Here is an 18,532-nt window from a genome sequence, read left to right as displayed (position 1 = left end):
AGGAGATGTACAATGCTGCTTAGTATGACAGGTTACGGAAATCAAATAGTAGAAATAAACTTAAATAAAAAGAAAAAAATAAATCTCAACATCGAACTAAAATCGATCAATTCTAGATTTTTTGAAATCACATGTAGATTTCCAAACAGTCTGATTTTTCTTGAAAATGATATAACTTCCATGCTCAAAAATAACATTTTAAGAGGACGAATTTATCTTACGATTTCAACAGAATCTGGCGATAATGAACTTCAAAAAATTTCTCCCTCCATTTCCGTTGTCGAATCATACATAACAGCAGCAAAAACATTAAAATCCAAATTTCAACTTCAAGGAAATATCACCATTTCCGACATACTTTCACTGCCCAATGTTTTTGTAACAGAAAAAATAGAAATCACTAAAACCGTAATCGATGCGATTTTGGATGCTATAAAAAAAGCAGCTGAAAAGCTTGCTAAATCTAGAAGAAATGAAGGAGCATGCATTCAAAAAGATTTAGAAGACCGCATAAAAAGCTGTACTTCTTTGATGGAAAAAATTAAGAAAATAAATGAACAATTGATGAAAGAACAAAAAAACTTGGTTTCTAAAACACTTTCCTCCGCACAAGAAGGAAACGAAGAAGCAAAAGGACAACTTGAAAATGCATATGCAATCCTTAACAAAATGGACATAAACGAAGAAGTCATAAGATTTCAAAGTCACCTCGATAATGCAAAAAAAATAATAAAAAATAAAGACGCCGAAAAGGGAAAACATTTAGATTTTGTTTTGCAAGAACTTGCCCGCGAAATCAATACAATTACCGCTAAGGGATCAAACTTTGATCTAAATACTCTTGCTGTTAATATCAAAGTGGAACTTGAAAAAATCCGAGAGCAAGTTCAAAATGTCCTCTAAAAAAACACTTTTTATAACTCATCTTGCAATTGGCGACTTTTTATACATGCAACCATATTTTAAAAAATTAACAGAAAAACTTTCTTTTTTAAAAATAGATCTTTGTGTCGATGAAAGCCGTGGAAAATCAAGCTTTTGGTTTAATTTTTTCAAAAAACCACAACAATCAAATGCTGTCGTAGAATGGGCAAAAAAAAGCAATATCTTCGATATCGTTTATCATGTAACATCGAATCCCAAATCTAAAAAAGAATTTTTACAAAAAGCAGCCGCTGAAAATTATATTCAAGTAATCTCGTTTGGATGCCTGCGCCCTTGGGTTTACAATGATTACACTGAAAAAATAAGTAAATCTGCTTTTAAAGCTGGAATTCGAAGTAATGAAGAGAAATATGACAGAAATTTAAATATGTTTTTAAAAGATTCTCTACCAAATTGTCACATAACAGATCTTTATGGCTTCTGGTTTGAAAGACTATTTAATTTTAAATTAAAAGATGAAGAAAAATTACCACAAATCGAGATTGATAAAAAAATAGAAACTTCAGTTTTAGCAAAACATCCACAAATGAAAAATCGATCATCAGTTTTTATCAATGCTTTTGCAAGCAATAAAAAAAGAAGCTGGCCAATGGAAAATGTAGCTTCATTGATATCAGAGCTAAAAAAAATTCCAAAATTTGCCAACCAAAATTTCATTGTAAACATACCACCACAAGAAGTTGAAAACTTTGAAAATAAAAAAGAAATTTATAAAAATGAAAACATCATCTTTTTTACAGCAAAAGAAAGTTTTTTTGAACTACCTGCAATGCTTTCACTCTGTAACTTAGTAATCTCCGTAGAAACATCTACAATGCATTTGGCTCAAGCTTTAAAAATTCCGCAAATTGCACTCATGAGAACAAAATCTCCAGAGTGGAAACCATACAAGCTTGAGGAATCCAAAATAATATTTGCCCCTAAAGATCTCCATATTAAATCCATTACCCCACAAGAAGTTTTAAATAAAATAAAATGTACTTTTTGCCAAACATCTTAACCCTATTCCGTATATTACTTACGCCACTTTTTTTATATTTTATCTTCAATGAAAATCATTATTTTATTGCGATTGTAATTTTTACTATTGCAAGCATTACAGATTTTTTTGATGGTAAAGTCGCACGAAAATATAATGCAAATTCTGAGTTTGGAAAATTTTTAGATCCGCTCGCAGACAAAGTATTAATCTTATCTACATTTGCAGCTTTTTATTTTCTAAACATTATACCGCTTTGGTTTTTGATAATAATTTTTATTCGAGATTTACTAATAACTTGTTTGAGAATTTTCATGATAAAAACAGGAAATTCATTACAAACTTCTAAAAATGCAAAATTTAAAACCACATTCCAATTTATATTTATTTATTTTTTATTTTTGTTTTTACTTTGCAAATTTTACTTTGCATCGGAAATACAACTTTTGGTAATTGCATCATCTTATATTTTACCGATTTTTACATTCTTTATAGCATTTTCAACCATAGAAAGCGCTATGGATTATCTACATAAAATCAAAGCCATAAATCAAAGCAAAGTTGTATTTAAAACTTACGAATTTTTAACAACATTTTTTTATATTGGAAAAATTAAATATGCACCCGGAACTATCGCAAGTTTCATAGCTATGCTTTTATTTTTATTTTTACCACAAGTTCAAACAATAACATTCTTTCAAATTTTATTTATCTTATTCACCCTAGGTGTAGTTTCTTCTAAATTTGTAGCTGAAAAATTAGGACAAAAAGATCCCGCGCAAATTGTTATTGATGAAGTAGTCGGAATGTGGTTTGCAACTTTCATGTTACCCCAAAACTTTGTTTGGTATTTTGCAACTTTTTTTATTTTTAGATTTTTTGATATTTTCAAACCATTTTTGATTAAAAAAGTAGAAAAAATAAATGGCGGATTAGGTATAATGCTCGATGATATTTTGGCAGCCTTTTATACAAATTTGATAATTTTTATATTGATGAGGTTTTTAGTATGAATGAAACATTAAAGCGAATTTTGACAGGAACAATAAGTGGAATTTTATTCTTCGGATGTTTTTTTTATTCTGCTAACTTATGCACAATTATTTTGTTAGCAGTTTTGATTTACATTTTAATATTTGAATGGCCTAAAATCATTAATCCTAAAAGTTTAAATTTTTGGCTTATCACACCACTTTATCCAATACTTCCAACCATTTGTTTAATTTATTTAACAAAACACTTTTACAGCTCAAACAAATTAATCGCGCTTTATCCATTTTTAATCGCATGGACGGCGGACACGGCTGGATATTTTGTAGGTAAATTTTTAGGCAAACACAAAATTTGTCCGCAAATAAGCCCTAAAAAAACATTTGAAGGATTGCTTGGGAGCTTTGCCTTTGTAACAATTGTTAATTTATTTTTACTTCACAAAAATTTATATCAAACAGTTTCAATTTCGATCCTGTTAACACTTGTGGCTTTTGGCGGCGATATTTTCGAATCATTTTTAAAAAGAAAAGCCGGCGTCAAAGACACCGGCTCAATTTTGCCTGGACATGGTGGATTATTAGACCGATTTGATTCTGTTTATTTTGTAGCGATTATTTTATTGCTGTTTTTCTTGTTCGTTAGTTAAAGTAGAATCCTCTGGTTCAATAACAGAAATTACCCAAAAATTCAATCCTTCTAATGTGAAGCTTTTTGGAATGTACAATACAGAATTGGTCGTTACACTAAAATTGGACTTCATTATTTCAGCAATAAAAGTCCGCGCACTTTCTTTATCCGAAAACCTAATAGCCTCCGTTGGATTTTTTGTTGTTTCCTCATTAGCCTTTAAATAACGTAACGATAAGCTATTTTTTCTTCTTGGCATAGCCTCCATTGCAAGAGCAAAACTCGCAATTGTCAAAGAAACTAAAGCCAATTTAATTAATTTTTTCATATATTTTATCTCCTAATATTTATTCCATAACAATTATAAAATTCTACAACTTCTTTACTTCTAATTTCTGGAACATCTAAAGCTTTCAGCACATCCAAAACAATTAAAAGAAAATTAGCTTCATCTTCTTCGCAACGTTTAGCTTGTAAAAATCTCACTAACTCATTTCCCATCATTTCTGATTTTTTAATAGGATCTAAATCTAATCTACTTAAATATTGCGTTCTTAATGATACTATCGTTTCTAAAACAGACGTAACTGTTTTAAATTTTGAATATTCAATAGGATATTTTTCATTAATAAGTAACCCTGAAACAGGACCTTTAACCAAAATATCCACTTCTTTAAAAGAAATTATTTTATCTGCAGATAATAAATAAATGTTTAAGGCTAAACACAAAAGTAATATTTTTTGTAATTTCATAAATTATTCCCTAATTCTTATTTTAAAAACGATACAACTTCCGATTGCTTAATTACTTTTGCTTCCCCTGTTTGCATATTTTTGACCGAAACAGTTCCCGCCATTCTCTCACTCTCGCCCAAAATGAGAACATATTTTGCCCCCATTTTATTAGCTTTTTTCATCATGTTGGTCACAGATGCATTATCCAAAATTAAATCTGTACACAAATTTGCAGCTTGCATAGCATCTGCAAGTAACAAGGCTAAACTAACTTCATCTTTTGAAAGCGGAATAATCACATTAAGTGAAGGTGTTTGGGGCAAAACAAGCTTATCTTTTATTAAATCCAAGATCATAAGAATTCTACCAATCCCAAAACCTGCGCCAATCGATGGATAATCTTGACTTGAACCAAGCTCTAAAGCTAAACCATCATATCTTCCTCCGCCACCAAAAGCTGTTTGCGCTCCCAAATCTGAAGAACAAAATTCAAAAACAGTTTTGTTGTAATAGTCTAAACCTCTGACAAGGGAACTATCATAAACAAAATTAACCGATAGATGTGTTAATAATTTTTGAAGATATTCCCATTCTTGTTTGGATTCGTCTGATAAAAAATCAACTAGTTTTGGCGCAGTTTTATAAAGAGCTGCACATTTCTCTTCTTTGCAGTCAAATACTCGCAAAATATTTTTTTCTTTGCGCACTTTACATGTTTCACAAATATCGTTTTCATTTTTTTGCAAAAATTTATAAAGCTCTTCTTTAAACTTTACTCGATCTGAAGAAACGCCTAAAAAATTGATTTTTAAGATATAATTTTGAAATTTTAGTTTTTCACTAAAAAAAGAATCAAACATTTTTATAATGTTTGCATCTTGAGCGATGGAGCTTGCTCCAATAATTTCTATATTAAATTGAGAAAATTGCCTCCATCGACCTTTTTGAGGACGTTCATGTCGAAACATTGGACCATGGGCGTAAACTTTCCATGGAGTTGCTGGCTGATTTTCAAGAAAAGCCCGCATAGTTGGAGCTGTTGCTTCCGGACGAAGACAAATGCTTTCCTCAGAGCCACTTTTAAATGTGTACATTTCTTTTGTTACCACATCCGTTTCACTACCAAGCGAGCGTACAAAAAGATTTGTATGTTCCAAAATCGGAGTTTGAATTTCTATAAAATTATATAAATTTAAATGTTTTTTAAATTCATCAATGAGAAAATTGTACAATGTTAAATCAAGCAAATCTTCAGTTCCACGAACTTTTGAAAACATACTTTTTCCTTTTTAATCTTAAAACTCCAATAAATAATGTTTATTTTCAAACATTTTAAGAGTTTAGCAAAAGTTAGAAATAGCTCAAAATTTTTTAGTCTTTTAAAATTGGGCTTATTTGACTACATGAAAATTTTTTGATACTTTTTATTGTACTGTTTGCAAGCTAGGATAATGCTGATTTCTAAAATCTTTTTATCAAATCTACCAATCAAAATTTGTTGATTTGTAATTAAGCGGCTAGTAGATAGTTTGTTTTGTAATATTTTATCATTTTTTAACCCTTTTAACCTTAAATGATGGTCAAAAAAGACCTCAAATTAAAGGCAACCACTAAGGAATAATCGATATGCAAAAAAAACCAAGCGGTTTGAATACTTCGGCAATGTTAAATTTCGAGTTTAGCGAGCAAGAAGGCGCGCTAAATCAAGAACAATTAAAAGAACTTGAATCTTTATATGGCGAAATCAATCAATTCCAAGAAGGAATTGTTCTCGCTGGAAAAATTGTAAATGCAAGTTCTGATGGTGTCTTAATCGATATTCAATACAAATCTAACGGACTAATTCCATCTCATGAATTTTCGCCAATCGAACTTAAAAGACTTACACCTGGCAACGACCTAGAAGTAGTAATCGATCGTTTAGAAGATGAAAGTGGAAACGTAGTTCTTTCCTACCAAAAAGCAAAAGCTCTTCGCGCATGGAATAAAATCACTGAAACATCTGAAAAAGATGAACCTGTCAGCGGTATAGTCACTCATAAAGTCAAAGGTGGTTTAAGCGTAGATATCGGAATTCCAGCTTTCTTACCAGGCTCTCAAGTTGACGTTCAAAGAGTATCTGATTTTGACCAATTCGTAGGTCAAGAAGTTACTTGCAAAATCTTAAAAGTTAACAAAAAACGTGGCAACGTCATCATCTCAAGAAGAAAATATATTGAAGAACAAAAATACGAAGATCGCAAAAAAGCACTTGATACTATTCAAGAAGGTCAAGTTGTTAGCGGTATCGTAAAAAATATCACCAATTACGGTGTGTTTGTTGATATCGGCGGAATCGACGGATTATTACATATTACAGACATGTCATGGGGAAGAGTCAATCATCCAAGCGAACTTGTAAAGATTGGCGATACCATCTCTGTAAAAGTTTTATCATTTGATAAAGACAGAGAAAAAATCTCTCTTGGCATGAAACAATTAACCGACAATCCTTGGTTGAATATCGAAAATAAATATTCAATAGGCAGCACAGTAACAGGCAAAATTTCAAGCATCACGGATTACGGCTTATTTGCTGAGATCGAAAAAGGTATTGAAGGTCTTGTACATATTTCAGAAATTTCATGGACAGACAGAATCGCAAACCTTTCAAAGCATTACAAAATAGGCGATGAAATCAAAGCTAAAATCGTAGCACTTGATGTAGAAAATCGTAGAATGTCTCTAAGTATCAAACAACTTGCTGAAGATCCTTGGAAAAAGGTAGCTGAAACAATCAAACCTGGCGAAAAAATCAAAGGCCAAATCAGCAATATTACTGATTTCGGTTTATTTGTTAGAGTCGCTAATGGAATCGACGGACTTGTTCACGTTTCAGATTTATCTTGGACAGATCATATAGCTCATCCAAATGAACTCTTCAAAAAAGGTGATGCTGTTGAAGCTGTTGTACTTTCTATAGATCCAGACAATAGAAAAATATCCTTAGGTATCAAACAACTTAAAGATGATCCTTGGAAAGATATTGAACAAAGATATCCAGTAGGCACAGTTGTCGAAGGAACAATAACAAAAATTACCAATTTCGGTGCTTTTGTTAAATTCCAAGACGGCATTGAAGGCTTAGCTCATATTTCTGAACTTTCAAACAAAGAAATTGGTAAAATTGAAGATATTTTAAAAGTTGGCGAACAAGTCAGCTTCAAAATTATCAAAGTTAACCAAGAAGAAAGAAAGCTTGCTTTGAGCTTAAAAGCTTTAACAATTCCTCAAGAAACTAAAGAAAAAACAGTTGCTAAAGAAAAAGTAGTTGCTAAAGAAAAAACAACTTCCGCTGCTGCGCCTAAAAAGAAAACAGCTCATGCAGAAGCTCCAGCTAAGAATGGTTTCAACAACTCCTTACAACAAGCATTAGCAGATCACGCAGCTAAAATTAAAGATAAAAACTAAAACTTGAGGAACAATTATGACAGAAAGAACATTAGCTCTAATTAAGCCAGATGGTGTTGTTAAAAAATATTCTGGTAAAATAATTGATCGAATCGAACATGAAGGTTTCACAATAATCAACTTGAAAAAACTTCAATTAACAAAAGAACAAGGTGAAGCTTTTTATGCAGTTCATAGAGAAAAACCTTTTTTTGGAGAACTTGTAGAATATATTACATCAGGACCAATCATTGCAATCGCCCTTGAAAAAGATAACGCTGTATTAGCATGGCGAAATTTAATGGGCGCTACAAATCCAGAAAAAGCTGAACCAAACAGTATACGAAAACTATATGGAACAAGCTTAAATTCAAATGCAACACATGGTTCAGACTCTATTGAAAATGGTCAAAAAGAAATTGCTTTCTTTTTCCCAAATCTGAAATAAGATTCAATAAAAATAGCAAAAAAAGAGGGCGTTTAAAAACGCCCTCTTTTTTTATGTCTATACAAAACCTAATAAATCTCTGGTCGCTTTTTGCTCTTCACAAAGGCATCAAGTTCCATTAAATATTTAATTAAATCTTCTAGCTGTGATAAACGAATTGAGTTTGGACCATCACATAATGCTTTTTCTGGATTATCATGTACTTCCATGAATATACCCGCGATTCCTGCTGAAACTGCAGAAATTGCAAGATCGGCAACAAAGCTTCTATCTCCACCTGAAGCATCGCCCAAACCACTTGGTTTTTGGACTGAATGAGTTGCATCAAATGTGACCGGTCGGCCAAAAGATTTCATTGTGGTAAAATTTCTAAAATCAACAATCAAATCTCCATAACCAAAAGCATAGCCTCGCTCACAGAGCCAAATATTTTTATTGCCAGTAGATTCAATCTTTTTAGCAGCTTTTTCAATAGCACCACAAGTAACAAATTGTCCTTTTTTCAAATGTACAATTTTCCCACTTTTACCAACTGCTAGTAATAAATCAGTCTGTCTACATAAAAAAGCTGGGATTTGTAAAATATCCGCAAAAGAGGAAATTTCTTCAACTTGAGATGACTCATGAACATCTGTGATTATTGGCAAATCTAATTCATTTTTGACCTTAGACAAAATCTTTTTGCCCGTCGCTAATCCTACACCTCGAAAACCAGAAAGTGATGTTCGGTTTGCTTTATCAAAAGAACTTTTAAAAATTAATTTAAAGTTAAGCTTTTCTGAAAGTTTTTTGAGGCTTTCAGCCATTTTTAGCGTGTGACTTTCACTCTCAATTACGCAAGGGCCTAAAATAAAAATAAGAGGCTTTTCGTTTCCTCTTATTTCTTTTAAAAATGAAAAATTTTTATTCTCCACTAGCATTTACCTTTTCAGTTTTAGTGTTTGGCAAATTTAGAGATTTTATAGCTTCATCCAAGATTCCGTTTATAAATTTATAGGAATTTTTTTCACCAAAGCTTTTTGCAAGCTCAATTGCTTCATTAATGATAATAGCAGCTGACGTATCTTTATTATTTTCAAATTCCCACATGGCAAGACGCAAAATTAAAAGAGTACAACAACCAAGCCTGTCTATTTTCCAATTTTTTAACAGAGGTGTAATTTTGGCATCTAATTCTTCACGTTTTGCTATCGTATCGCGTGCTATTTTTATAGCAATAAAATCATCCGGAATTTCTAAATTAAAACCTCGACGAAAATTATCAATAACTGATTCAAAAGATACTGAATAATCAAATTGTTCCATCGCATACATAAACTGAAAAATTAAACAACGAACATCACGCATCGTTTTAGGTGTTCGCATTTTATCATTCTCAATATCAATTAACGCTTGATCTTCGCTTTCGATCTGCGAACGTAATTCTTGCTCGGAAACCTTAAAATCGGAACTATCAGAATCGGCAGTTTTATCGATTTTTAAAACATCTTTTAATTGGTCGTCATTTTCCAAAACATTTTTTTTCATAATTTCAAAATCCATTTAAAAAAGATCAAATAAAATCTACTACTCCCGATTCTTTTTTAAATTAACAACGCTCTATGTATTTATTTTCTCGAGTATCAACTTTTACTTTGTCGCCCTCGTTTATAAAAAGAGGAACTTGTACCGTAACGCCAGTTTCAAGTTTTGCAGGTTTTGAAGCGCCACCTTGAGCTGTATCACCTCGAACTCCAGGAATAGTTTCAACAACTTTTAATTCCATAAAAGTTGGAGCTTCTAGAGATATTGGTTTGCCGGTAAAAAATACAACTTTATAAATTTCGTTTTCTTTAAGATAATCTTTTGCGGATTCGACCTGTGAAGAATTAAATTCAAGCTGTTCATAGTCACTTTGATCCATGAAATGGTGCAAATCACCTTCTTTGTAGAGATATTGCATTTTTTTGTACTCTAGATCTGGTTCATCAAATTTTTCACCCGATCTAAAAGTCTCTTCTAGCATTCGGCTTGTAATCAAGTTTTTAAGCTTTGTTCGTACAAATGCGCCACCTTTTCCTGGTTTTACATGTTGAAACTCTACAACAAGCCATGGCTCATTTCTAAGTAATATTTTGCTGCTACCTCTTTTGAAATCTGATGTTGCTATCACAATTCACCCTTTAAAAAATAACTATTAATTAATTTGAAATTTTTCGAAAACATTTTGTAGTGTAATACATAAGTTAAAAAAATGGTATAAAAAAGCAATTTCTTTATCAATCTTAAGGAAAAAATCAAAAAAAGAAGGCCCGGACAAATTCCAGGCCTAACATAAAACTAATTTAATCAGTTATTTACTTCCAAAAGGCCACCAAGTTCCTGATTTTTCATCAGTATTTTCTTCATCAACAGCCTTATGTTTTTTAGAAGCTAATTGATTCTTTAAATCATTTATTTCAGCTTTTAATGATTGATGTTCGGTAACAATTGACTGATATTCGCTTTTTAAGTTCTGAAATTGAACTTCTAATGCTGCAGCTCTTTCATTTGCCCTTGATGCCATTTCAGCAGCCCTACTTGCCATATCCATTGATACGCTTGAACTACCGCTACTTGCAGGCGCTTGAACAACAGTTACTTTTTCACTTTTAGAAGTCATTGCAGAACCAAGCATACTACCACCCAAACCTCCAACTAAACCACCAACCATCGCATCCCCGCCATGGCCTGCAAAAAGCCCGCATGAAGAGATTGCAAATAAACCTAACATCAATTTATTTGTTTTATTCATAATTATTCCTTTTCACTCTAAATATCACATTTTTAAAGCGATACATTACGTTACAATTGCATTAAAACAAAAGTTTATTTTTTTGTTACAAATTTACTCTTTAACCTACTAACTTCAGTCTCTAATCTATTATTTTTGGTTTTTAAAGATTGAATTTCAGCAAGCATTGACTGATGTTCGTTTTTTAAATTCTGAAATTGAATTTCTAGTACAGCAGCTCTTTCATTTGCCCTTGATGCCATTTCGGCAGCCCTACTTGCCATATCCATTGAAGCAGTTGAACTTTCACCACTTGCTGGTGCTTGAACAACGGTTACCTTATCCCTCTTGGATGTCATAGCAGAACCAAGCATACTACCGCCCAATCCACCAACTAAACCACCTATTGCAGCATCTCCACCACCGCCAGCAGAAAGTCCACAAAAAGAAATCGTAAATAACCCCAACATTAATTTATTTGTTTTATTCATAATCACTCCTTTTCAAATTAAAAATCACACTTTAACGTGACATATTTCTTTTCACTTTTTACAATTACAGTTGTAGTACATTATTATATTTGCACATTGCAAATATTTATGTCAACAAAGTTTAAAATTATTTCTATTTTGATAAAATACCGGGAGATTTTTAATTATGAAAAATCGCATCCTTAACCTTATAAACCAAGAACAAAACCGCCAAGAAACCACAATAAATTTGATAGCATCCGAAAATTATGCATCGAAAGATGTTTTAGCAGCCGCCGGTTCTGTTTTAACCAATAAATATGCTGAAGGCTATCCACAAAAAAGATATTACGGCGGATGCAAATTTGTAGATGTAGTTGAAGAAGAAACAATAAAACTTGGTAAACAACTTTTTAATTCAAATCATATAAACGTTCAACCTCATAGCGGCTCCAGTGCAAATATGGCTGTTTATTTTAGCAAGCTAAATCCCGGCGATACCATTTTGGGAATGTCACTTAGTTGCGGCGGACATTTAACTCACGGTCACAAAATCAATTTTTCTGGAAAATTGTTCAACTTCGTACCTTATTTTGTCGATAAAGAAACAGAACTTCTCGATTATGATAAAATCGAAAAGCTAGCTGAAGAATATAAACCTAAAATGATCGTCGCCGGAGCATCTGCATACTCGAGAATCATCGATTTTGCAAAATTCTCGGACATTGCCAAAAGACATAATGCGCTCCTTTTTGTCGATATGGCACACATAGCAGGACTTGTAGCTGCAAAGTTACATCCATCACCAGTAGGGTTAGCAGATTTTGTAAGCAGCACAACACACAAAACTTTGCGTGGACCTCGAGGCGGAATGATTATCTGCAAAGAAGAGTTTGCAAATTTAATAGATAAATCTGTAATGCCGGGAATACAAGGTGGACCACTAATGCACATCATCGCAGCAAAAGGAATAGCTTTCAGCGAAGCGCTTGACCCTAAATTCACAGACTATCAAAAACAAGTGATTCTAAATGCTAAAATAATGGCTAAAACATTAAAGGATTTAGGTTATAACATTGTTTCAGGTGATACCGACAACCACCTATTTTTAATAAATTTGAAAAAATCAAAAATCGCAGAAAGTTTTCCACAAATAAATGGATTCCAAGTTGAACAAGTCTTGGAAAACTGCAACATTTCTCTTAACCGAAATAGCATCCCATTTGACACCGAATCCCCTCTTAAAACCAGTGGAATTCGTATCGGAAGTCCTGCTATAACAACCCGAGGGTTTAAAGAAAAAGAAGCAATTCAAGTTTGCCTTTTCATAGATGAGATAATTAAAAATCAAAATAATGAACAATTTTTACAAAAAGTTACAACCGAGATAAAAACTTTATGCGATAAGTTTCCAATTTATCAATAAATAAAGTTTTATTTCCCGTACTAGCTTTTAAATTTTTAGAATTTATAATTAAACCTTAAGGTTTAGTCTGTTTTATTGGTTAAATTTGATAAAAATAAATGAATACATTAAAAAGAATTTTTAGCTATACAAAGAAATACTGGAAACGGTTAGTTTTATCCATTATCGCTGCAACAGCTTATGGAATAATTTCTGCAGCCCCAACTTACCTTATCAAGTTCTTAGTTGATAAAGTTTTTGTCGAAAGATTAACTTATCTTTTGATCCCTTTTGTCATAATCATGATCAGTTTATTCTTGGTAAAAGGTCTTTTTATGTATCTTTCAAACTATTACATGAACTGGGTTGGCAGCAAAGTGGTCAATGACATTCGCTTAGATCTTTTCAAAAAAATAATTTATTACCCAACATCCTTTTATCAAGAAAAAACTACCGGCGACCTCATGTCTCACTTTTTGAGTGATATAACAATGATCCAAAACGCATCTTCTTCAGCTATAAAAAATGGTGTAAGAAGTTTTTTTGAAGCTATATTTTTGCTTTTAGTTGCAGTGTATCAAACTCCAAAACTTGCTTGTGTCATTCTTATTTTAGGACCCGTAATTGCATTTATTATCAAAAGAATGGGCACAAACATGCGAGAAACGGCACGAAGAAGTCAGAACAGCATGGGTTCTATAAGTTCGATTTTACAAGAAATGTTTATCGGAATTCGAGAAATCAAATCTTTCAATGCAGAAAACAGCACAACTTCTAAATTTGCAGGCTATCTACACAACTATTTCTCCTCGATAATGAAAAACGTCCAAGCCATTTCTATCACACCAGCTCTTATCGAAATCATAGCAATGAGTAGCTTTGGAATTATTTTTTATGTGGCTGCATTGCAGGTTTTATCTGGAAGTATCACACCTGGACAATTAACATCATTCTTTGCTGCAATGTTATTTGCCTATCAACCATTAAAAAGACTTATCAACGTTTATACTGATGTTCAAAGCGGTATCGCATCCGCAAACAGAGTATTTGAAGTTATGGACAAAACTTACCCAACACAAAAAACAGGAAATATTATCATAAACAATTTCTCAAATGCTCTTACATTCGAAAACGTTTCCTTCGAATACAACAAAAACCAACCGGTTTTAAAAAATATATCGATCAAACTAAACAAAGGTGAAACAATTGGAATGGTTGGACCATCGGGAAGCGGAAAAAGTACTTTTTGCGATTTACTTTTAGGTTTTATCGAACCAAGCAACGGGGCTATCAAAATTGATGGCATTGACTTAAGAACCATTTCCACAGAAAGTTTAAGGTCTCAAATAGGATATGTCGGCCAAAAAACATTTTTATTCAACGATACGATCTTTGCAAACATTTCATATGCAAAACCAAATGCAACGATGGAAGAAGTTGAAGCTGCGAGTAAAGCAGCTTTCGCACATGAATTCATCGAAAACCTTCCAAATGGTTACCAAACAATTGTAGGCGAAAATGGAACATTACTTTCCGGTGGACAAAAACAAAGGCTTACCATCGCTCGAGCTCTACTCAAAAATCCTGATATTTTGATCTTTGACGAAGCCACATCAGCGCTCGATACAAAATCTGAAGAAATGATACGACTTGCTCTCGAAGAAATTTCAAAAACAAAAACAGTAATTATGATCTCACACAGAATGTCTTTAATTGAAAAAATGGATAGAATTTTAATGATTCAAAATGGTGAAGTCATAGAAATGACTAAAAATGTTATGCCTAAAGAAAATTTAGAGTTAAAACAGATATAATTTATAGCGCCAATTTTTATCTTAGATTTTTTCTAATTCGATAGTCAAAAACCATCCAACTCTATTATATCCAAACAAAAAAGCCAAAAAATAAGCAATTAACCTTACAGGTTTAGATTTATAGTAAAGCAAGTCATGACTAGAAACCATAGCCTTTATAGAAATTAATTTAACAGGCAAATCTTTTATTAAATTTTTAACTTCTTTAAATGTATAAGCTTTCGTTCCCAAACTTTCTTGATCATAAAACAATACGTCTTTAAACGATCTAAAAATTTTACCTTTCAATAATGCTGTTTTAACCCATCTATAAAAAGCAAAAAGAGAATGCCTGTTATAAATCATTATTTTTATCTTTCCACTATTCTTTGTAACTCTTACAATTTCTTCCAAGCATTTTTTTGTATCAGGAGAATGATGTATCACACCCCACGAATAAACAAGGTCAAAAAAGTTACTTTCATAAGGTAAATTTTCTGCATCTGCAACTCTTAAATCTTCTGTGTTTAAGTTATATAAATTCAGCCGATTCGTTACATTGTCTATAGCTTCTTGCGTCAAATCTATTCCATAAGCAATCGCTCCCGATCTAACCCATTGTAAAAAATCAGACCCAGCACCAATGCCAACCTCTAATACTTTTTTATCTTTCAATCGTGTGAATTGCGCAAATGAAAAAATTTCAGGTTCAATTTTATAACGAAACTGTTCTATTTCTTCAAAATAATCTTTTGAATATTTAGGCTTCTGAGTAACTTCCGTACCACAGCTAGCTTTATTCCAATGATTAAAAACTTCTTTTTTTAGATTATTCTTTTCCATTACACACTCACAAATTTAATTTCAAAATATTTTCATAAATTGATTCTATCTTTTTTAACTGCTCTTTTATTGAAAAATGCTTATTACAAAATTCAAAATTTTCTACGCCTAAATTTCGTTGTAAAACATTATCAAGCAAAATAAATTTTAATTTATCGGCCCATTCATCAATATTTTGGGGATTAATCAAATATCCTGTTTTTTGATCAATAACTAATTCCTCCAATGGAGATAAATTAGATGCAATAACAGCTTTTTTCATAAATCCAGCCTCAATTAAAGGTCTTGCAAAATGTCCAACAGTTGCAGGAAAAACTATTACAGAAGATTCTGCCATTATTTGCGGTACATTTTTGATCGGCCCTAAAAAAATAATTTTATCTTTTATTTTTTCTAATATTTTATTGATTTGTCTTTTATAAACTTCACTTGGCAAAAAATATTTAAAATACGATTTAGATTGTTGATTATTAAAATATCCGGCAACAACAAGTTTTGCATTCGGAATTTCTTTTAATAGCTTTTCAAAGGCCTTAAAAATAACCAATGTCCCTTTTTCTTTTGACAGCCCTCCCAAAAATAAAATTTTTAAATCATTATTAGCGTATGGGTATAAATTATAGTCAAATATTTTAGGATCAACCGCATTATAAACAACTTCTACTTTTGGATTGTTTTGCCATGGTTTTGCATCGTTTTTGCAAATTGGTACAATCTTCGTAGCATATTTCTCCACAAATTTTTTAATGATAAACCTACGAATTCCTAAATAACCAGGAGCCAAAGGTTCTCGAATATGCCAAACAACTGGAATTCCTTTTTTATGAGCAACTTTTCCCCAAACAATCAAAGAACTTGTATTTAAATGAACGATATCTGGTTTTATAAGATCAAACCATTTCTCAGCTTCAAAAAATAAAACTTTAAAATTATCCCCAATGACTTTTAAAAAAAACAAAAATTGATACCACTTAATGTTCCAAATTTTTGTATGAGGAAAATCATTTAAATTTAGAGGTCCATAAACCTCGATACCTTTTGATTTGTATAAATCGATAACCTCTGAATCTTGTAAAAATAAAACAACGGGATGAAAATTTGATTTATCCAAATTTTGAATTAAATAAAGCAGACTTAATGGCGCACCACCGATTCCAATCCCATGATGAATATATAAAATTTTCTTTTTCATTTCATGCAATCTCAAAACCTTGTTTTTCCAGCCATTTACACAAAACAAGCAATGTCCAAACTTTTAAGTAATTTTTAGGATTTCGACGTAAATCACAAACCAATTTTTTGACATATTCTTGATTTAAAAAACTAACATTTTGTAAATAATTTAGCTCTTTTTCAAAATGTTTTATAAGCCAAAAACCAATTGGCATTTCAAAACCATGCTTTGGAAAATTTAAGATTTCCGCTGGTATCAAACCATCAAACAAATTAGCAAGTAAAGGCTTATTATACTTTTGCCCTTCATAGATTTTGTACTTACTTGGAACAGTTAATAAACATTCAACTAAATTTTTATCAAGAAATGGCACTCGCACTTCTAGCGTAAAAGCCATCGCTGTAACATCCGAATCTTTGAGAAGCATGCCGGGCGTATACCAAGACAATTCTGATTTTGAAAATTTATTTAAAAAATCATCGCTTCGACTAAAAATAGGGTCCAAAATATTAGAAGCCTTTGATAAATAATCGAATTTTAAAATATCTTTGTTTTTAACTAATTTCTCTTTTTCATCAATTTGAAAAATCGATCGCATTTGTAGATAAATATCTTTATCTTTCAAACCATAAAATCTTAAAAATGAAAAACCTGTTTTATATGCTAGTGATCTAAATATTTTATTTTTATTAAAAAGATCAGCGAATATCGAAATAAATTTTTTATTAAACGAACCATCAAATTTTTGCAACCTGAGTAAATCTTGAAAATATCGATACCCTAAAAAAACCTCATCACCACCTAAACCACTAAGCGAAACTTTAACATGCTGCGCGGCAACTTGCGAAACTAAAAAACCATTTATTCCATCACCACTTGGTTGATCAATGTAATAAATAAAATCATTAAAAACTTTTTTGAACTGTGTTCCCGAAATTATTGTTTCATGATGATCACAACCAAATTTCTTTGCAACCTTACTAGCTAAACTGAGTTCATCAATATAACTTCCCTCTTTTTCAAAACCAATGCTAAAAGTTTTAACAGGAATGTCGGTCAACGTTGACATGAGACCAACGATAGTTGTTGAATCCAACCCACCGCTCAAAAATGCACCAACTGGAACATCGGCGCGCATTCTAAGCCTTACAGATTCTTTTACTAAGTCTCGTAAATTTGTTTTAATCTGATGCAAATTTAAATCACAATTTGTTTGGATTTCTCGCAAATCCCAATATCTTCCAATTTCTAAATTTCCATCCTTAAATTCTGCAAAATGTGCAGGCGGCAATGCATAAACATCTTTGTAAAAACTGTCGGGTGCATTTATCGAATAAAAAGATAGATATTCATTTACTGCGGCAAGATTTAACTCTTTTTTATAAAAAGAAAGATTTGAAAAAGATTTTAGCTCTGAAGAAAACGCAAAATATTTAACGCCCCCTTTTTCACCGACAATAAAATTAAAAGGCTTTTTACCAAGATGATCGCGTGCTGCAAAAAGCCTTTTCTCATTACTATCCCAAATTGCAAAAGAAAACATTCCACGCAAGTTTTTTAGGCAAGATTTACCGTATAAAATGTACAAATTTAACAAAACCTCAGTGTCGCTTTTTGTTACAAATTTTACACCTTCAGCTTCAAGCTCACTTGTAAGTTGCTGATAATTGTAGATTTCGCCGTTAAAAATTATTTTGTACCGACCATCAAGCGAATCCATTGGTTGGTTTGCCACATCTGATAAATCTATTATTGAAAGCCTACGATGACCTAAAAAACAACCCTTTTCGTCATCTATAAAATAGTTACCACTGTCCATTCCTCGATGCGAAATAGATTCTGTCATTAATTTTATATCAGAAGAAAAATCTATCGTTAATTTTTGAAAATCACTATGACTGCTATCTACAATTATCCCAGCAATTCCGCACACTTTTAT

At 31.9% G+C, this 18,532-nt stretch carries 19 protein-coding genes; 8 read left to right on the top strand and 11 right to left on the bottom strand.

Features of this window, described 5'->3' with window-relative positions:
* Positions 1-12: 12 nt before the first annotated feature.
* Genes DEA20_00785 through DEA20_00770 form a run of 4 tightly spaced genes read left to right on the top strand, consistent with a single transcriptional unit; the run spans position 13 to position 3,563 of the window.
* Positions 13-903 carry a YicC family protein gene (locus DEA20_00785; protein ID HBS47727.1) on the top strand — a complete coding sequence of 297 codons (891 nt, stop codon included), beginning with the start codon at positions 13-15 and terminating at the stop codon, positions 901-903.
* A complete protein-coding gene (locus DEA20_00780) occupies positions 893-1,945 on the top strand; it encodes a hypothetical protein (GenBank protein ID HBS47726.1) in 1,053 nt (350 codons plus the stop codon). The genes DEA20_00785 and DEA20_00780 overlap by 11 nt, the downstream gene beginning before the upstream one ends.
* A complete protein-coding gene (gene pgsA, locus DEA20_00775) occupies positions 1,921-2,937 on the top strand; it encodes a CDP-diacylglycerol--glycerol-3-phosphate 3-phosphatidyltransferase (GenBank protein ID HBS47725.1) in 1,017 nt (338 codons plus the stop codon). The genes DEA20_00780 and pgsA overlap by 25 nt, the downstream gene beginning before the upstream one ends.
* Positions 2,934-3,563: a hypothetical protein gene (locus tag DEA20_00770; protein ID HBS47724.1), complete on the top strand. Its 630-nt coding sequence runs from the start codon at positions 2,934-2,936 to the stop codon at positions 3,561-3,563. Before pgsA ends, DEA20_00770 begins: the two co-directional genes overlap by 4 nt.
* On the opposite strand, the gene DEA20_00765 is transcribed toward DEA20_00770, so the two are convergent.
* Genes DEA20_00765 through DEA20_00755 form a run of 3 tightly spaced genes read right to left on the bottom strand, consistent with a single transcriptional unit; the run spans position 3,534 to position 5,556 of the window.
* A complete protein-coding gene (locus tag DEA20_00765) occupies positions 3,534-3,872 on the bottom strand; it encodes a hypothetical protein (GenBank protein HBS47723.1) in 339 nt (112 codons plus the stop codon). The genes DEA20_00770 and DEA20_00765 overlap by 30 nt on opposite strands.
* Before the next feature lie 5 nt (positions 3,873-3,877).
* Positions 3,878-4,297 (bottom strand): hypothetical protein, encoded by a 420-nt coding sequence (locus DEA20_00760; protein ID HBS47722.1) that lies wholly within the window; start codon positions 4,295-4,297, stop codon positions 3,878-3,880.
* A gap of 17 nt (positions 4,298-4,314) precedes the next feature.
* On the bottom strand, positions 4,315-5,556 hold the full coding sequence (locus DEA20_00755) for a histidine--tRNA ligase (protein HBS47721.1): 1,242 nt from the start codon (positions 5,554-5,556) through the stop codon (positions 4,315-4,317).
* Positions 5,557-5,905: 349 nt separating this feature from the next.
* Between DEA20_00755 and DEA20_00750 the strand changes: the two genes are divergently transcribed.
* Together DEA20_00750 and DEA20_00745 are read left to right on the top strand one after the other, a co-directional pair.
* Positions 5,906-7,729, top strand: a complete 1,824-nt coding sequence (locus tag DEA20_00750) for a 30S ribosomal protein S1 (GenBank protein ID HBS47720.1) — start codon at positions 5,906-5,908, stop codon at positions 7,727-7,729.
* Between the two features lie 16 nt (positions 7,730-7,745).
* A complete protein-coding gene (locus DEA20_00745) occupies positions 7,746-8,156 on the top strand; it encodes a nucleoside-diphosphate kinase (GenBank protein ID HBS47719.1) in 411 nt (136 codons plus the stop codon).
* A 68-nt stretch (positions 8,157-8,224) separates the two neighbouring features.
* On the opposite strand, the gene DEA20_00740 is transcribed toward DEA20_00745, so the two are convergent.
* The 5 genes from DEA20_00740 to DEA20_00720 form a co-directional block, all read right to left on the bottom strand.
* Positions 8,225-9,076: a 3-deoxy-8-phosphooctulonate synthase gene (locus DEA20_00740; protein HBS47718.1), complete on the bottom strand. Its 852-nt coding sequence runs from the start codon at positions 9,074-9,076 to the stop codon at positions 8,225-8,227.
* Positions 9,060-9,698: a transcription antitermination factor NusB gene (nusB, locus tag DEA20_00735; protein HBS47717.1), complete on the bottom strand. Its 639-nt coding sequence runs from the start codon at positions 9,696-9,698 to the stop codon at positions 9,060-9,062. The genes DEA20_00740 and nusB overlap by 17 nt, the downstream gene beginning before the upstream one ends.
* Positions 9,699-9,744: 46 nt before the next feature.
* On the bottom strand, positions 9,745-10,308 hold the full coding sequence (gene efp / locus DEA20_00730; protein ID HBS47716.1) for an elongation factor P: 564 nt from the start codon (positions 10,306-10,308) through the stop codon (positions 9,745-9,747).
* 180 nt (positions 10,309-10,488) lie between these two features.
* A complete protein-coding gene (locus DEA20_00725; GenBank protein ID HBS47715.1) occupies positions 10,489-10,929 on the bottom strand; it encodes a hypothetical protein in 441 nt (146 codons plus the stop codon).
* 74 nt (positions 10,930-11,003) lie between these two features.
* Positions 11,004-11,399, bottom strand: coding sequence for a hypothetical protein (locus DEA20_00720; GenBank protein HBS47714.1), 396 nt, complete (start codon positions 11,397-11,399; stop codon positions 11,004-11,006).
* A gap of 166 nt (positions 11,400-11,565) precedes the next feature.
* Between DEA20_00720 and glyA the strand changes: the two genes are divergently transcribed.
* Together glyA and DEA20_00710 are read left to right on the top strand one after the other, a co-directional pair.
* A complete protein-coding gene (gene glyA / locus DEA20_00715; GenBank protein HBS47713.1) occupies positions 11,566-12,804 on the top strand; it encodes a serine hydroxymethyltransferase in 1,239 nt (412 codons plus the stop codon).
* Between the two features lie 98 nt (positions 12,805-12,902).
* Complete coding sequence (locus tag DEA20_00710; protein ID HBS47712.1) at positions 12,903-14,597, top strand: ABC transporter ATP-binding protein; 1,695 nt, start codon at positions 12,903-12,905, stop codon at positions 14,595-14,597.
* Positions 14,598-14,618: 21 nt separating this feature from the next.
* Here DEA20_00710 and DEA20_00705 read toward each other — a convergent pair whose 3' ends face one another.
* Genes DEA20_00705 through asnB form a run of 3 tightly spaced genes read right to left on the bottom strand, consistent with a single transcriptional unit; the run spans position 14,619 to position 18,532 of the window.
* Positions 14,619-15,419 (bottom strand): hypothetical protein, encoded by an 801-nt coding sequence (locus DEA20_00705; GenBank protein ID HBS47711.1) that lies wholly within the window; start codon positions 15,417-15,419, stop codon positions 14,619-14,621.
* A gap of 7 nt (positions 15,420-15,426) precedes the next feature.
* The gene (locus tag DEA20_00700; GenBank protein ID HBS47710.1) at positions 15,427-16,611 is read right to left on the bottom strand and encodes a hypothetical protein; all 1,185 of its coding nucleotides are present in this window, start codon (positions 16,609-16,611) and stop codon (positions 15,427-15,429) included.
* Position 16,612: 1 nt separating this feature from the next.
* On the bottom strand, positions 16,613-18,532 hold the full coding sequence (gene asnB, locus DEA20_00695) for an asparagine synthase (glutamine-hydrolyzing) (protein HBS47709.1): 1,920 nt from the start codon (positions 18,530-18,532) through the stop codon (positions 16,613-16,615).

It is taken from the genome of Candidatus Dependentiae bacterium (assembly GCA_003511165.1).
In the GTDB taxonomy this organism is placed as follows: domain Bacteria; phylum Babelota; class Babeliae; order Babelales; family UBA12411; genus UBA12411.
This window is presented reverse-complemented; position numbering and strand designations above follow the sequence as displayed.

Coding starts and splice junctions, on each gene's coding strand:
- DEA20_00725 (HBS47715.1), bottom strand. CDS start 10,929: ATGAATAAAACAAATAAATTGATGTTAGGTTTATTTGCAATCTCTTCA.
- nusB (HBS47717.1), bottom strand. CDS start 9,698: ATGGATTTTGAAATTATGAAAAAAAATGTTTTGGAAAATGACGACCAA.
- DEA20_00780 (HBS47726.1), top strand. CDS start 893: ATGTCCTCTAAAAAAACACTTTTTATAACTCATCTTGCAATTGGCGAC.
- DEA20_00720 (HBS47714.1), bottom strand. CDS start 11,399: ATGAATAAAACAAATAAATTAATGTTGGGGTTATTTACGATTTCTTTT.
- DEA20_00755 (HBS47721.1), bottom strand. CDS start 5,556: ATGTTTTCAAAAGTTCGTGGAACTGAAGATTTGCTTGATTTAACATTG.
- DEA20_00770 (HBS47724.1), top strand. CDS start 2,934: ATGAATGAAACATTAAAGCGAATTTTGACAGGAACAATAAGTGGAATT.
- pgsA (HBS47725.1), top strand. CDS start 1,921: ATGTACTTTTTGCCAAACATCTTAACCCTATTCCGTATATTACTTACG.
- DEA20_00710 (HBS47712.1), top strand. CDS start 12,903: ATGAATACATTAAAAAGAATTTTTAGCTATACAAAGAAATACTGGAAA.
- DEA20_00700 (HBS47710.1), bottom strand. CDS start 16,611: ATGAAAAAGAAAATTTTATATATTCATCATGGGATTGGAATCGGTGGT.
- DEA20_00760 (HBS47722.1), bottom strand. CDS start 4,297: ATGAAATTACAAAAAATATTACTTTTGTGTTTAGCCTTAAACATTTAT.
- DEA20_00750 (HBS47720.1), top strand. CDS start 5,906: ATGCAAAAAAAACCAAGCGGTTTGAATACTTCGGCAATGTTAAATTTC.
- DEA20_00745 (HBS47719.1), top strand. CDS start 7,746: ATGACAGAAAGAACATTAGCTCTAATTAAGCCAGATGGTGTTGTTAAA.
- DEA20_00705 (HBS47711.1), bottom strand. CDS start 15,419: ATGGAAAAGAATAATCTAAAAAAAGAAGTTTTTAATCATTGGAATAAA.
- DEA20_00765 (HBS47723.1), bottom strand. CDS start 3,872: ATGAAAAAATTAATTAAATTGGCTTTAGTTTCTTTGACAATTGCGAGT.
- glyA (HBS47713.1), top strand. CDS start 11,566: ATGAAAAATCGCATCCTTAACCTTATAAACCAAGAACAAAACCGCCAA.
- DEA20_00785 (HBS47727.1), top strand. CDS start 13: ATGCTGCTTAGTATGACAGGTTACGGAAATCAAATAGTAGAAATAAAC.
- DEA20_00740 (HBS47718.1), bottom strand. CDS start 9,076: ATGCTAGTGGAGAATAAAAATTTTTCATTTTTAAAAGAAATAAGAGGA.